Source organism: Enterococcus sp. DIV0755b, assembly GCF_051713765.1.
GTDB classification, from domain to species: Bacteria; Bacillota; Bacilli; order Lactobacillales; family Enterococcaceae; genus Enterococcus_C; species Enterococcus_C canintestini.
This window is the reverse complement of sequence record NZ_JBIOQN010000001.1, coordinates 1551909-1566302: the sequence shown is the minus strand read 5'-3', so window position 1 is coordinate 1566302 and position 14394 is coordinate 1551909. Positions and strand designations below refer to the sequence as shown.

The window sequence follows — 14394 nt, the reverse complement described above, 5'->3', positions numbered from 1 at the left end:
TTAATCCACCCCCATCATTTGATCGTTAGCTTTACCTGGCGGAATCATTGGTAAAACATGTTCTGTAGCAGAAACAACCACTTCAATGAGGCCTGGTCCAGGTTTGTTAAAAGCAGTAGTAAAATCGGCTTCCATCGTCTCAGGATCATCAACTCGATCGGCTTCAATTCCATAAGCTTTTGCTAACATGACAAAATCTGGTGAGTTTTTAAAAACAGACTGAGACCGGCGATTGTCAAAGAAAACTTCTTGCCACTGACGCACCATCCCTAAAGAACTGTTATTAAGTAAAATGAATTTAATTGCTAATTGGTGTTCATTTAAAATCGCAAATTCTTGATTCGTCATTTGAAAGCCACCATCCCCAACAAAAACGACAACTTGTTTAGACGGATTACCCAATTTAGCCCCAATCCCAGCAGGAATACCATATCCCATTGTTCCTAAACCACCACTAGTAATTAATTGCTTTGCAAATTTAAAAGGATAATATTGGGCCACCCACATTTGATGTTGTCCAACATCAGTTGCCACAATCGCATTACCTTTAGTCAATTTGCCAACAAGTTCAATCACTTTTTGTGGTTTAATCTCTGAATTATCACAGCGGTCATACTTAAAAGGCTGCTCTTTTCTGCGCTTTTGACAAAGATTTTGCCATTCACGAGTATCTGGGATGGCACATTCACGATCTAACAGCGCCAAAAGTGTTTTTTTCACATCGGCAACAATTGGAATTGTAGTCGGAATCACTTTGCCAATTTCTGCTGGATCAATATCCACATGAACCACCGTCGCATTTTTGGCAAAATCTTTTGAGGAAGTAGCAAGTCGATCCGAAAAGCGACAACCAAGATTAATGAGTAAATCACACTCAACTAACGCCATATTCGCTGCATAAGATCCATGCATTCCCGCCATACCTAAGAACAAATCATGATTAGAAGAAACAACACCCAATCCCAACAAACTTGCAATAATAGGAATTTGATATTTCTCTGCAAGGTAGGTAAGTTCTTTTGAAGCTTCTGCGGCTACTACACCGCCGCCGGCTAATATCACGGGACGTTTTGCTGTCGCTAAGTTTTCCACTAAACGCCGAATTTGAAGTGGTGAAGGTTCCATATTGGGATGATAACTCTCCAAATCAACCGGACAATCAGCTTGTCCTATCGTTTGACAAACCGTCATATCTTTAGGCAAGTCGATTACAACAGGCCCTTTTCTGCCAGTAGTTGCAATGTGAAACGCTTCACTTATAATTCTTGGTAAATCGTTAATATTACGAACTTGGTAATTATTTTTTGTAATCGGCAGTGTGATACCTAAAATATCAGCTTCTTGAAAAGCATCTTTGCCGATTCCTTCTGTGACTACTTGACCTGTAATCACCACTAACGGCACAGAATCACTCATAGCATCTGCAATACCAGTCACGGCATTAGTCGCTCCAGGCCCACTTGTTACAATCACAACTCCTGGTTTTCCTGTCGATTTAGCGTATCCTTGGGCTGCATGCACTGCTCCTTGTTCGTGGCGAGTTAAAATGTTGAGAATGTTGTTTTGATACAGGGCATCATATAATGGCAAGACAGCACCGCCAGGATAACCAAAAATAATTTCAACGTTTTGTTTAACTAGACACTCTAGTAACAGCTTTGCTCCGGAAATTTTGTCTGAAACGATTGCATTTTTTTGTGTACTTGCCATAGATCTCACTCCATTTCTTCTGGTAATTTCATAATGCCACCTGTATGGGCTGAAGTAACCAAAGCCGAATAACGGGCTAACCAACCTTTTTGAACTTTCCGTTTAAAAGGTGACAACCTATCCCGGCGAGAAGCCATTTCTTCTTCTGAGAGGGCGACGTCAATTTTGCGGTTAACTAAATCGATGGTAATTTTATCCCCATCATCGACTAAAGCCAGTGGACCACCGCTTGCTGCTTCAGGCGAAATGTGACCAACTGCAATTCCCCTGGTGGCGCCTGAAAATCGGCCGTCAGTAATCAATGCGACATCTTTGCCTAAACCTCGTCCGACAATACTAGAAGTTGGTGCTAACATCTCAGGCATCCCCGGTCCACCTTTTGGTCCTTCGTATCGAATTACGACAACATGTCCTTTTTGAACAGTGTGATCATCAATTGCTGCGACAGCTTCGTCATGCGAATTAAAACAGATTGCTTTACCAGTAAAGATTTCAATCCTTGGATCAACGCCCCCAACCTTTATAACGCTACCAGCTGGAGCAATATTGCCGTATAAAATGGATAAGCCACCAACTGGACTATAAGGATCTTCTTTAGGATGAATAACTTCTTTGTTTTGAATGGTTGCCTTCGCAACGTTTTGGCGAATTGTTTTTCCTGTTACAGTTATGCGCTCAGGATGAATGGCATCTTCAATGTGAACTAATTCATTAATGATGGCAGAAACGCCACCGGCTTTATGAACGTCATGCATTGAGTAGATAGAAGATGGCGCAATTTTTGCTAAATAAGGGACACGCTTGGCAATCGCATTCACGTCTTCTAGGTTGTAATCAATCTCGGCTTCGTTGGCAATTGCTAAGGTATGTAAGACCGTATTGGTGGACCCTCCCATCGCCATGTCTAATGCAAAAGCATCATCAATTGCATCTTTTGTAACGATATCCCGTGGCTTTATTTGTTTTTTCACAAGATCCATTAAATGATATGCGGACTTTTCAACTAATTTTTTCCGTTCATTTGAAACTGCTAGAACTGTCCCATTACCCGGTAAAGCTAAGCCTAAAATTTCTAACAAACAGTTCATCGAATTTGCCGTGAACATCCCTGCGCATGAACCACAAGTGGGACAAGCATTTTGTTCTAAAAAATTAAAATTTTCTTCTGTCATTTGGCCGTCTTTATATGCTCCGACTGCTTCAAACATCGTTGATAACGTTACTTGATGTCCTTTTTTGTCAATCCCTGCTTTCATCGGGCCACCTGAGCAAAAAATAGACGGGACATTTGTCCGGACAGAAGCCATGATCATCCCTGGGGTAATTTTGTCACAATTTGGCATATAAAAGACACCGTCAAACCAATGGGCGTTAATTACTGTTTCAGCAGCATCCGCAATTAATTCGCGACTCGGTAATGAATAACGCATGCCAATGTGTCCCATCGCAATGCCATCGTCAACCCCAATAGTATTAAATTCAAATGGAATCCCTCCAGCTTTCCGAATAGCATCTTTAGCCACTTCAGCAAGCTCTTTTAAATGAACGTGACCAGGAACAATATCAATATAAGAATTACAAATAGCGATAAAAGGCTTATTCATATCTTGAATATTTTTAACTTGACCAGTTGCGTATAACAGGCTCCGGGCAGGTGCTGCGTCGATTCCTTTTTTTATTTGATCACTTCTCATTTTATCAGCTCCCATTTTTAACCTTTAAGAAAAAAAGCACCCCAAATTTTTTTGGGATGCTTTTGTAAGAATCCCTCTGACTAAAGCAAATAGGACTCAAACAATCGGATTTTTACTCAACTTCCGTGTTTTAAGTCCTCAACTTGATAATTAAAATGACGTTTTCACAATTCAAGTTATATTTGCACATAAAGGTTTTCTCCTGTCCTTAAAAATAGTTTATTTTTAATTAATTTTTTTAAATATATCGTGTTCATTCTTTAAAGTCAATTAATTTTCAGAATTTTTTTTATTTTCTTTCTTTAGCAGCAAAAATAATTATTTTTCAAATAATCAACAAATTATATTCCGGATAGAATAAAAATCTCTAATTTTAACTTTTATCGGTTAGTAAAATTTTCTAAAATAATAACATCTACTAACCAAATAAATCTTCTATTACCTTTTCTCCTCTTTAAACAAAAAAGCCCTTAAGTCTCATGAGCTTAAGGACGATTCAATGACAATATTAGCAATTTTTTAGTTGCTTAATATCCCTAAAAGATAGCACAAACAAATAACATTTTTTAATAGCTCTTTTAGAAATAACAATTTTTTCAGGCGAAAAGATTTTAAGGTTCTTACGACAAAACTTTTTACAGATTTTATGAGCTTTACTTTCCTTTCACCAGGATAATTTTTCTTAAAAAGATTTCAAACTTTATTATTCGGCGTCAACTAAATAAAGCGACTGTGAACCCATTTTTTCATAAATTTCCTCTAAAACGGCACGATCAATTTCTTCATCTTTTTGACCATAAGGATTGTTAACGTAGACATTTGTTCCTTTAACACCTGTTATAACAACCGCATGACACAATCCTGTCACAGAGACACTACCGGATTTGGTTTGCCATAACATAAAATCACCTTCACTTGGAATCTCATAGTCAACTGTACTCACAATCCAAACTGGCGTCCCCATTTTCACTTGTTCTAATAACGTTTCAAAGTCTGTATCACGCGAGCTGACAACTTGATATTGATCTTTTACAACTGCACGGGCTACTTTTTCAATTGGTTCGACAAAAGCACCCATTGCCATATCGCCTCCATAAATATTCCCCACAAAACCTTCTTGTGGATCGCCATGAATATTATTGGCTTCATCTTCATAAACAGGAACATATGTTAATTTAGCAGCTAACTCATTTTTATTTGTTTGAAAACCATAATATTGTAATAACATGGAAAGTGCGGTTATTTCACAGCCATTTTCTAAAGGTATCTCACCTTCAAATTGACTTTCTAAAGGTACATTTAGCAAGGTATTTTGACTCTGTGCTTCTTGCGAACTTGTCTTTACCGTCACATTCTCAGTTGAGATTGCGGTATGATCACTTTCTTTAGAAAGATTTCTCTGAAGTAAAAAAGAACCCGAAAGTACAATTAGAACCAATAACGCTTTTTTTATACTTACCAATTCATTCCCCCCCTTGTGTACTAACTAAAGAATCGCATACTTAACTTAAATGAAACTAAAAAGAACTTAATTAATGGGTCAATAGTGAATTTGGGAATTACGAAATAACGTCTAATTCTTTTCGAGAGCTACTTTTTTGCTACTTTTAGTTTAGCACAAAATAAAAAACCGTCAGAGCCCGAAAGCCCCAACGGTCTTTTCACTGCAATTATTTCACAGCATCTTTCAATGCTTTACCTGGTTTGAACGCAGGTACTTTGCTTGCAGGGATTTCAATTTCATCACCAGTTTGTGGGTTACGTCCTTTACGAGCCGCACGAGAGCGAACTTCAAAGTTACCAAAACCGATTAATTGAACTTTTTCACCTTTAGCTAAAGCATCTTGGATTGTTGAGAAAACAGCATCAACAGCTGCAGTAGCGTCTTTCTTAGTTAAGTCAGTAGCTTGTGCAACTTTTTCGATCAATTCAGCTTTATTTGCCATGGATGATTTCACCTCCTAAAAAGAGTCTTGATGTAAACATCAATTCACAAAAGTTTGAGTGGTCCAAACTTTTGCAAAAAATATTGATCAGTATCAATATTCTGATACTACGTTATCATAAGAACCTTGTAATATCAAGGATTTTGGGCAGTTTAAACTGTATTTTTCACTTCACTTAGGCTTTTTATCAAAAGGGAGCGTTATCTTTTGATAAAGCGGTAAAAATATGATAAAATCGCTATTTTCGCCGTCTTGGAATAACGCGAATTGGTGTACCTTCAAAAGTGAACGCTTTACGAATTTGATTTTCTAAAAAGCGTGCGTAAGAAAAATGCATCAGCTCTTCTTCATTAACAAAAATAATAAAGGTTGGTGGTTTCACTGCCACTTGGGTTGCGTAGAAAATCTTCAAACGTTTGCCTTTATCTGTCGGTGTCGGATTAATAGCCACCGCATCCATAATAATGTCATTTAAAACTGCAGATGGTACACGAAGATTTTGATTCATACTCACTTCTTCAATTAATTCAGGTAATTTATTTAGGCGTTGTTTGGTAACCGCTGAAACGAAAATGATTGGCGCATAATCCAAGTATTGAAATTCTTCTCTGATTTCTGCTTCAAAATCCCGCATCGTATTTGTTTCTTTTTCAACTAAATCCCACTTGTTGACTACGATAATCATTCCCTTACCGGCCTCATGAGCATAACCTGCTACGCGTTTGTCTTGTTCACGAATTCCTTCTTGGCCATTTAAGACCATTAAAACTACGTCAGATCGTTCAATAGCACGCATTGCTCGCATAACAGAATACTTTTCGGTACTTTCATAAACTTTTCCTCGTTTACGCATACCAGCAGTATCAATCATTAAGAATTCTTGCCCGTCTTCAGAAGAAAAATGCGTATCAATCGCATCGCGCGTTGTACCTTCAATATCAGAAACAATCACGCGATCTTCTCCTAAAATAGCATTGATTAAAGAAGATTTACCGACATTAGGCCGACCGATTAAGCTAAACTTAATAACGCCTTCATCGTCTTCTTCCATTTCATCACTAAAGTGTTTAACTGCTTCGTCTAATACATCCCCTAACCCTAAACCGTGACTACCGGAAATAGGATACGGATCGCCTAAACCAAGGGAATAAAATTCATAAATTTCCGCCCGCATTTCTGGATTATCGACTTTATTCACGGCTAAAATGACTGGCTTGTTACTTCGATATAAAATTCGTGCCACCATCTCATCAGCATCCGTAACACCTTCTTTAGCACTTGTGACAAAAATAATTACATCTGCTTCATCAATTGCAATTTCTGCTTGATGCTTGATTTGATCCATAAAAGGTTCATCACCTAAATCAATCCCGCCTGTATCAATAATACTGAAATCTCGACCTAACCATTCCCCATTTGCATAAATACGATCTCGAGTCACGCCGGGAGTATCCTCAACAATTGAGATACGCTCGCCGGCGATCCGGTTAAAAATTGTCGATTTCCCTACATTCGGACGGCCGACAATCGCAAGAGTTGGATTTGCCATTACTCTACCTCCTTAATTCTTTGAAACATTTTCTTTTATAAGAAAACTTTATCTTTATCATAACAATTTTCAGCTGATAATACAGTCCACTTGCACAATCTTTCTTAGTTTACCCAAAGGATTGACAACATGCAAGTAAAATTATGCAACCCTTTTAAGATGCCTTTATCCTAACGAAAAAGAGACACTGCATCTCTTTAGAGAAATTATGCAGTATCTCTTTATTTTTGACAACTTATAAGAAGTTATTCTTCGTCTTCTTTTACGATTTCTTCAGCATCTTCAGAAGTTGAAGCTTCGTCATTTGCTTCATCGCTATTTGATAGAGCTTGACCTAAAATATCTCCCATTGTAAAGCCAGTGCTTTCTTCTGGTAGATCATAGCTGTCTTCTTCTACAACTTTTTCTTCAGCTGGTTTTTCTTCTAACGCTTTAATGGAAAGGGCAATGCGGTGTTCTTCAGGATTTACTTCTAACACTTTCACTTTTACTTCATCGCCTTCATGTAACACTTCATGAGGAGTCGCAATGTGTTTGTGAGAAATTTGAGAAATGTGCACTAAACCTTCAACACCTGGGAATACTTCCACAAAGGCACCAAAGCTAGTTAGGCGTTTTACAGTTCCATCTAAAACCGTACCAACTGCTGCTTTTTCTTCAATATCTGACCAAGGTCCAGGTAAAGTATCTTTAATGGATAAAGAAATACGTTCTTTTTCAGGATCCACTGATAATACTTTCACTTGTACTTTATCGCCCACTTTTAACGCATCGCTTGGTTTAGCCACATGACTATGGGAAATTTCAGAGACATGAACTAAGCCGTCAATTCCACCTAAGTCAACAAAAGCACCAAAGTCTGTTAAACGAGCCACTGTTCCTTCGACTACGTCACCATCATGAATTGAATTTAATAGTTCTTCTTTACGAACTGCTTTTTCAGATTCAACCACTGCTTTATGTGATAAAATCAAACGATTTTCAGAAGGTTCAATTTCAATGATTTTGAAAGCTAAAGTTTTTCCTTTATATTCTTCAAAATCAGCTACAAAATGATCTTCAACCATTGATGCCGGTACAAATCCACGGACACCAACATCCACGACCAAACCACCTTTAACTACATTGGTTACAGGGGCTTCAATAATTTTGCCATCTTTAAAGTCTTGTTCAATTTCTTCCCAAACTTTTTTCGCATCTAGACGGCGTTTTGATAAAAGATAGCTGCCGTTTTCTTTATCTTTACCAATCGTAGAGATAACGACTAGTTCTAAGACATCGCCTACTTTAACTACCTCATTGATGTCTTCAATTGGAAGTGTAGATAATTCTTTTACAGGAACTACCCCTTCAACACCGGCGCCTTCGATTCCTACGATGGCTTGTTTGTCTTCTACGGCTAAAACTTCACCTTTAACAATATCCCCCACGTTAACTTCTTGGAAGCTTTCTAACGCATCCGCCATAGATTCGCCGTTTTCTACTTGATTGTTTTCAAATTCTGTCATGACATATGTCCTCCTAACCAACAATTAATCGTTCGCTGTGCACTACACACTACAACTTTAAGTTTAAATTATTCTAACCTAAAAATAAAGCGATTTCCATTATTTCTTGCAATTTACTTTGTTTTATCAGTTTTTTGCTAAAATGAAGTTTCTAGTAAAATTGCCAAGATAAAAATGTCTTACTGCAATATGTAGCGTAACATCTAAATCTATTATAACGATATAAAAAACATTTCACCAAATAAAAAGGCTCACACCAACCTGTGCAAGCCCTAAAAATTACAAATAACCTTTATCTTTTACAACTGTTTTAATTTTCGCTACAACACCTTCAATCGATTTACCCGTTGTATCAATTAAAATTGCGTCTTTTGCCTGTTTCAAAGGTGAAACTTCTCGATGTGAATCGATATAATCTCGCTTTTCAATTTCAGCTTTTAAAGTTTCAAAATCAGTTTGAATCCCTTTGGTTTGATTTTCTTTATAACGACGTTGCGCTCTTTCTAGAACACTAGCAACTAAGAATATTTTTACTTGAGCATTTGGTAAAACGGCCGTACCAATATCACGTCCATCCATCACTACACCACCGTTTTCAGCGATGATTTGTTGTTGTTTGACTAATTCTTTTCGCACCAGCTCATGAGCAGAAACTTCAGAAACATTGTTAGTAACATCTGGTTGGCGAATAGCTTGACTCACGTCTTCTCCGTCAATAAAAACTAGCTGTCCTGCTTCGGTTTGCTTAAAGGTAATTGGATATTGATGAATTAAGTTCACTAAACTCTTTGCATCAGAAAAAGCAACACCATGCTTAATAGCTAGGTATGTAACACTGCGATACATCGCACCTGTGTCGGTATAAATAAAGCCATAGTCTTTTGCTAAAATTTTTGCCACTGTACTTTTCCCAGAAGACGCCGGTCCATCGATTGCAATATTAATTTTTTCCATTTGTTTGCCACCTATTCTTTAGACATTAAAAAAGCCGAACCAAAAATGCCGTGATTTTTGGACCGGCTATTTTTTTACTTAATTCGTAATTGTTGACCAGGATATAATAAGAAATTATTCGGATCGATACCGTTTAGTTGATACAATTGATCCACTGAAATTCCTGCACGAGCAGCTACTTGATTTGGCCCTTCGCCGTTTTGAACTGTAATATATTGTTCACCCGTTTGAGCGTTTTGGTCTTGTTGATTTTGCCCTTGTTGATTTTGTTCTTGTTGCGCTTGATCTTGATTGTTTTCTGTTGAACTTGGCTCTGTTTGTTCACTAGAACTTGAGCTCGTTTCACTTTCAGAAGATTCGGTTGTTGAACTTTCAGCAGTTGATGATTCTTCTGTCGATGATTCTTCTGTCGTAGACACTAATGATGAAGACGCAGTCGATGGTGTTGAATCGGCATTTTTCTTATCATGTGTTAACCACATTACAAAACCCGCTGGCACTAAAATACATAGTGACAATAAAATAACCAAAATAACTAAAAACTTGGAAGTGCCACGTTTTTGACGTCTTTGTTGCGCGCGTGATGATGTTTCTTCATCAGTATCATAAATTGGTTGTTCCCATGGTTCTTGTGTTTCGTTGTCAAAATCATTTTTCTTTTTACTCAATGTTCCTACCTCCTGAAAAGCTTTCGCAGTGTATTATACCATAGCCCTTTTATTGTTGTCGCAAAAATATGACTTCAATCGTTTTCTTTAAATAATTTTAGGAAAATCTCTTGCCAACTAAAGCATTGTTGATTGTGCTTGAATGATACTTGACTTTGTTTTAAGTCTAAACCATCGTTGTCACAGCAATCGTCGGGTTTTATTTCTATTTTTTCAGCAAAATTCTCTAAAATAAATTCTCGGCGACAGGTCGTAAGGTTAATGTAAGCCAACATTTGATTTAACTTTTTGCTTTTAACCTGCTCGTTTACCGTTATTGCGGCTAATACTTCTTCTTTACCTATGCTCTGGCTTAAATCAAACCACTTATTTTGCAGCTCGCTAAAGGCTTGATTGGTTTTTTCAGCTAATAATTGTTGAAAACCACTACGTTCATCTTGGCGCATTTGTTTGAAGTAATGATGAATTTTTTCATCATTTTTTTGATAAAGTAAAATTGCCTGACTTTTTTTGCCATCTCTGCCTGCACGCCCGATTTCTTGGACGTAATTTTCAATACTATCTGGTAAATCAAAATGAATCACAAAGCGAATATCGCGTTTGTCAATTCCCATCCCAAAAGCATTTGTCGCAACTAAAATATCCAATTGATTACTTTGAAATTGTAATTGTAAACGACTTCTTTCACTACCATCTAATCCGCCATGATAATAACCAATATTATACTCATTTTTTAACTGATGATATAAAATTTCCACTGTTTTTTTGGTAGCACAATAAACAATCCCCGGGCCTCCAATTTTCTTTAATAGCTCAGTTAAAGTCGTAAATTTATCTTCTGTTTGGCGCACAAATAGGGCAATGTTTTTGCGGTCCACAGATCTTTGGATTTTTTCATAGTTTTTAGTTAATAATAGTTTCGCAATATCATTTTGTACAAAAGGAGTCGCTGTTGCAGTCAACGCTAAAGTGGTGGGATTATCTAAATAGTTTTTGACTTTTCCTAATTGACGATATTCTGGTCTAAAATCGATCCCCCATAGTGAAACACAATGGGCTTCATCAATTACAAAAAAAGCAATTTTTTGTCGTTTTAAAATGTGCAAAATCTTATTTTGCCATAACATTTCCGGACTAACAAATAAAAATTTATAATCTGATAAGTGGGCTAAAACGAATTCTTTTTCCGCAAAGGTTAACTGACTATTCAATGCTACCGCCTGAACGCTCTGATGGTTTAATTGACTTACTTGATCTTCCATCAAAGAAATCAAAGGTGAAACAATAATTGTCAAACCTGGAGTTAAATAACTTGGCAGTTGGTAGCATAAACTTTTACCAGTTGCAGTTGGCAAAATACCTAAAACATCTTTTTTCAACAGTAAGGCTTCAATAACTTCTTTTTGCCCTGAGCGAAAATGGTTAAAACCGAAGTATTGTTTTAAACTATCTTCTAACGTCATGGAAAGCCTCTCTTTTCTTTTGTATTTGATATAAACGAAATTCGACAAATTCTAAAGGAAATTGGTTATAAATATCCCGATAAGAAACAGTAAATATATCTGTTATTGGCAAAGACTCTAAATAGGTGTACGTCTTAGGGGAAATAAAGGCTGCAAAAGAAAAATCACGATCAAAAAGAGCCCATTCAATGATATGATCTGAAACCGTGCCTACTTTTAAATGACGATTAGCTGCAACTTGTAAAATACTTTGCCCTGACAATAGTTGTTTGCGGGTTAAGAGCATACTACTATTATAATTTTGCCGCAAAAGACCTTTTAAAAGTTGATAGCAATACGTCTTAGAATCTGACTTTTTTATTTCATTTAGTAATGGATGAAGACAGCTCGCAAAATAAATACTATCCCAAGGTGGACTTTGAAATTTAGCCGGTAACAACTGATAATTCGTTTGTGGCAAAACATCATTGCCACTTAACTGTTGGGCTAAAAAATCCCCATCACTTTGGGGTAACGCCTGAAATAAACTAGTTAACTCTTTAGATAAACTAGCTTTACTTACTTTGTTTTCTTTACAAAGCTGCATAACTGGTCGCGTATAAAGCGGACTTGTTTCTAATGGACGAAGTGATTTTTCTGACGTTTGCACAACTTGTTGAACAAAATAAGCCAACAGGCGAAAACACTGTATATCGCTGCGACCAAAATTAAAATAATCTACTTGTTTTAAACGACTCGTTTTAAAAGTATCGCTTTTTTTCCTACCTTCAGGACTGATAGCGTATAAACCATTAGAGAGTTGGTTGATTAATCGCTCTTTTTCCAACTGGGCAATACTTTTATTAAAGACTGCTTGAGAAAGTTCAGGTTGACTACCCAAAAATGGCAATAAATCCACAAAGTAAGCATAACTCATAATAGCAGACGTTCGTTTACCCGTTAATAAATGAAAAAGCGTACTAGTTTTTAACTTGTCAGTCATAGAAAATAACGCTAAAATAAATTGATTCACTAAATACGCCTCCTGAAAGTTGGTGGAAAAATGACAACTATTTGCCGTCTGGTACCAGAACGCTGTATTGCTTGCGGCCTTTGCGCTATTTATGCTCCTGATATTTTTGATTATGATGAAGACGGAATCGTTTTATTTAAGGAAGAACCTGAAGCCAGTCAACAATTTGTTCGCACTACCGAACAAAAAGCTGTCCTTAAAGCCGCTGCAAAATGTCCTGTCAGAGCAATTTTACTTGAAAAAGAAAAGAGACGCTAGCGATATTTTTTAAGCTCATTCTTTATTACTATAAAAATTAGTTCAAATAAATCAAAATACCCAAACGTTAGAATGCGACTGATATCAAGTAAGAAACAAGCTATCGGTAACTTTCTCCGTTTGGGTATTTGTATTAATTATATTTCTGCATTAAGCAAAATTTATTTTGCACATAAACGATAAATTGATTCTGCGTAAATGTCCATTGCTTTATACATTTGATCTAATTCCCACTGTTCATTCGCTTGGTGCATAAAGTCAGGGGTATCTTCAAACATTGCACCATAGGCAACACAGTTTTTCATCGTCCGGGCAAAAGTTGCGCCGCCAGAAATTTCAGGTTCTGACATATCACCTGTCATTTCGCGGTAAGTTGCTAATAAAGTTTTTACTAAAGTAGAATCTTGTGGTACATATAAAGAATCCAACCAATCGAATTCTTCATAAGTTAAATCGTATTCTTTAACCTTTTCAGCAATTTTTGCTTCCAAATCTTCTTTTTTCACTGTTACAGGTAAGCGCATATCCACACCAATTTTAGTTTCTGTTGGTGAGATTACTAAGCTGGCAAAGTTCATCGTTAATTCACCTGATTGTTCATCTTGTGTTTTACCGACAACGTTTTCCCCTGTTGCATTTTCTTTGACTAATTTACCCAAGAAATTTAAAGGTGCAAAGTCAACTGATTCACTTAAAGCCATAGCTAGGCGTGTAATCGCATTGATTCCTTCTGGCGCATCTTTTGCATGGACACTCTTACCTTGAACGACAACAGCATCGCCTTCCATTTCATAAGGGAAACCTAATTTATCTAAACTTGCTTTGACAGCCTCCACATACTCACCTTCATATGGTGCTGTATCCGGAACAACATTTAATGCGCCGCCAGTATTAACCGCAACTTTGTCTGTCCCAGGACCAACAAGATATGCTTGTAGTAAACCTTTTTCAGCAAAAGTTAGTGGGAAGCTATGGTCAGGGGCGATTCCCGCTGTAGCACTTTCTTCTTTTTCGTTATATTTTTCCATACAACGCCATAAATTTTCTTCATCTGAACCAAAGATAAAACGAATGCGTTGATTAAATTCCACACCACTATCCATTAAAGCTTTAACAGCGTATAGTGCTGCCATGGAAGGACCTTTGTCATCTTGAGAACCACGACCATAAATAATTCCGTCTTTAATTACTGGATCAAAAGGATCAGTATTCCAGCCTTTTTGGTCAGCTGCCGGTACAACATCCATGTGACATAAAATAGCAAATAAATCTTCACCTTCACCCACTTCAGCATAAGCATAATAGCCTTCAGGATCTTTGAAAGTGCGGAAACCAATGCCATCACAAATTTCTAAGACTTGGTCTAAAGCTTTTACAACGTTTTTACCAAAAGGATGGCCTGCGCCACTATCAGACTCATCTAAAACTGAAGGGACTTGGATCAGTTTTTTTAAAGCCTCCACCGCTTCTTCATGATGTTTTTGGGTAACAAATTGTTTCATACAACTACCTCCTAAATTTTAAAAGCAAAAGGTGAACACCATTCACACTCTTACTATACTACCAATAAATAAGAAAAAGAGAGCTTCAAAAATAACCGAAACTCTCTTTTTAAAACTGAGAAACTCAGTT

Annotated in this window: 12 protein-coding genes; 1 reads left to right on the top strand and 11 read right to left on the bottom strand. The window is 37.0% G+C overall.

Features of this window, described 5'->3' with window-relative positions:
- From ilvB to IGI65_RS07375, 10 genes are all read right to left on the bottom strand, one after another.
- A complete protein-coding gene (gene ilvB / locus IGI65_RS07420; protein WP_438773734.1) occupies positions 1 to 1710 on the bottom strand; it encodes a biosynthetic-type acetolactate synthase large subunit in 1710 nt (569 codons plus the stop codon).
- A gap of 5 nt (positions 1711 to 1715) precedes the next feature.
- The gene (ilvD, locus tag IGI65_RS07415) at positions 1716 to 3404 is read right to left on the bottom strand and encodes a dihydroxy-acid dehydratase (RefSeq protein WP_438773733.1); all 1689 of its coding nucleotides are present in this window, start codon (positions 3402 to 3404) and stop codon (positions 1716 to 1718) included.
- 703 nt (positions 3405 to 4107) lie between these two features.
- The gene (locus IGI65_RS07410) at positions 4108 to 4866 is read right to left on the bottom strand and encodes a C39 family peptidase (RefSeq protein ID WP_438773732.1); all 759 of its coding nucleotides are present in this window, start codon (positions 4864 to 4866) and stop codon (positions 4108 to 4110) included.
- Positions 4867 to 5074: 208 nt separating this feature from the next.
- The gene (locus tag IGI65_RS07405; protein ID WP_016172327.1) at positions 5075 to 5350 is read right to left on the bottom strand and encodes an HU family DNA-binding protein; all 276 of its coding nucleotides are present in this window, start codon (positions 5348 to 5350) and stop codon (positions 5075 to 5077) included.
- Positions 5351 to 5588: 238 nt separating this feature from the next.
- The gene (gene der / locus IGI65_RS07400; protein ID WP_071864948.1) at positions 5589 to 6899 is read right to left on the bottom strand and encodes a ribosome biogenesis GTPase Der; all 1311 of its coding nucleotides are present in this window, start codon (positions 6897 to 6899) and stop codon (positions 5589 to 5591) included.
- 245 nt (positions 6900 to 7144) lie between these two features.
- A complete protein-coding gene (gene rpsA, locus IGI65_RS07395) occupies positions 7145 to 8407 on the bottom strand; it encodes a 30S ribosomal protein S1 (RefSeq protein ID WP_095006797.1) in 1263 nt (420 codons plus the stop codon).
- Positions 8408 to 8686: 279 nt separating this feature from the next.
- On the bottom strand, positions 8687 to 9361 hold the full coding sequence (cmk, locus tag IGI65_RS07390; RefSeq protein WP_438773730.1) for a (d)CMP kinase: 675 nt from the start codon (positions 9359 to 9361) through the stop codon (positions 8687 to 8689).
- A gap of 74 nt (positions 9362 to 9435) precedes the next feature.
- Positions 9436 to 10029: a LysM peptidoglycan-binding domain-containing protein gene (locus IGI65_RS07385; RefSeq protein WP_438773729.1), complete on the bottom strand. Its 594-nt coding sequence runs from the start codon at positions 10027 to 10029 to the stop codon at positions 9436 to 9438.
- 74 nt (positions 10030 to 10103) lie between these two features.
- Positions 10104 to 11492 carry a RecQ family ATP-dependent DNA helicase gene (locus IGI65_RS07380; protein WP_438773728.1) on the bottom strand — a complete coding sequence of 463 codons (1389 nt, stop codon included), beginning with the start codon at positions 11490 to 11492 and terminating at the stop codon, positions 10104 to 10106.
- Positions 11476 to 12504: a helix-turn-helix domain-containing protein gene (locus tag IGI65_RS07375; protein ID WP_438773727.1), complete on the bottom strand. Its 1029-nt coding sequence runs from the start codon at positions 12502 to 12504 to the stop codon at positions 11476 to 11478. The genes IGI65_RS07380 and IGI65_RS07375 overlap by 17 nt, the downstream gene beginning before the upstream one ends.
- A 30-nt stretch (positions 12505 to 12534) precedes the next feature.
- Between IGI65_RS07375 and IGI65_RS07370 the strand changes: the two genes are divergently transcribed.
- Positions 12535 to 12762 carry a ferredoxin gene (locus tag IGI65_RS07370; protein ID WP_071864942.1) on the top strand — a complete coding sequence of 76 codons (228 nt, stop codon included), beginning with the start codon at positions 12535 to 12537 and terminating at the stop codon, positions 12760 to 12762.
- Positions 12763 to 12923: 161 nt separating this feature from the next.
- Here the strand turns inward: IGI65_RS07370 and IGI65_RS07365 are convergent, their stop codons facing one another.
- Positions 12924 to 14264 (bottom strand): M20 family metallopeptidase, encoded by a 1341-nt coding sequence (locus IGI65_RS07365; protein WP_438773726.1) that lies wholly within the window; start codon positions 14262 to 14264, stop codon positions 12924 to 12926.
- Positions 14265 to 14394 lie beyond the last annotated feature (130 nt).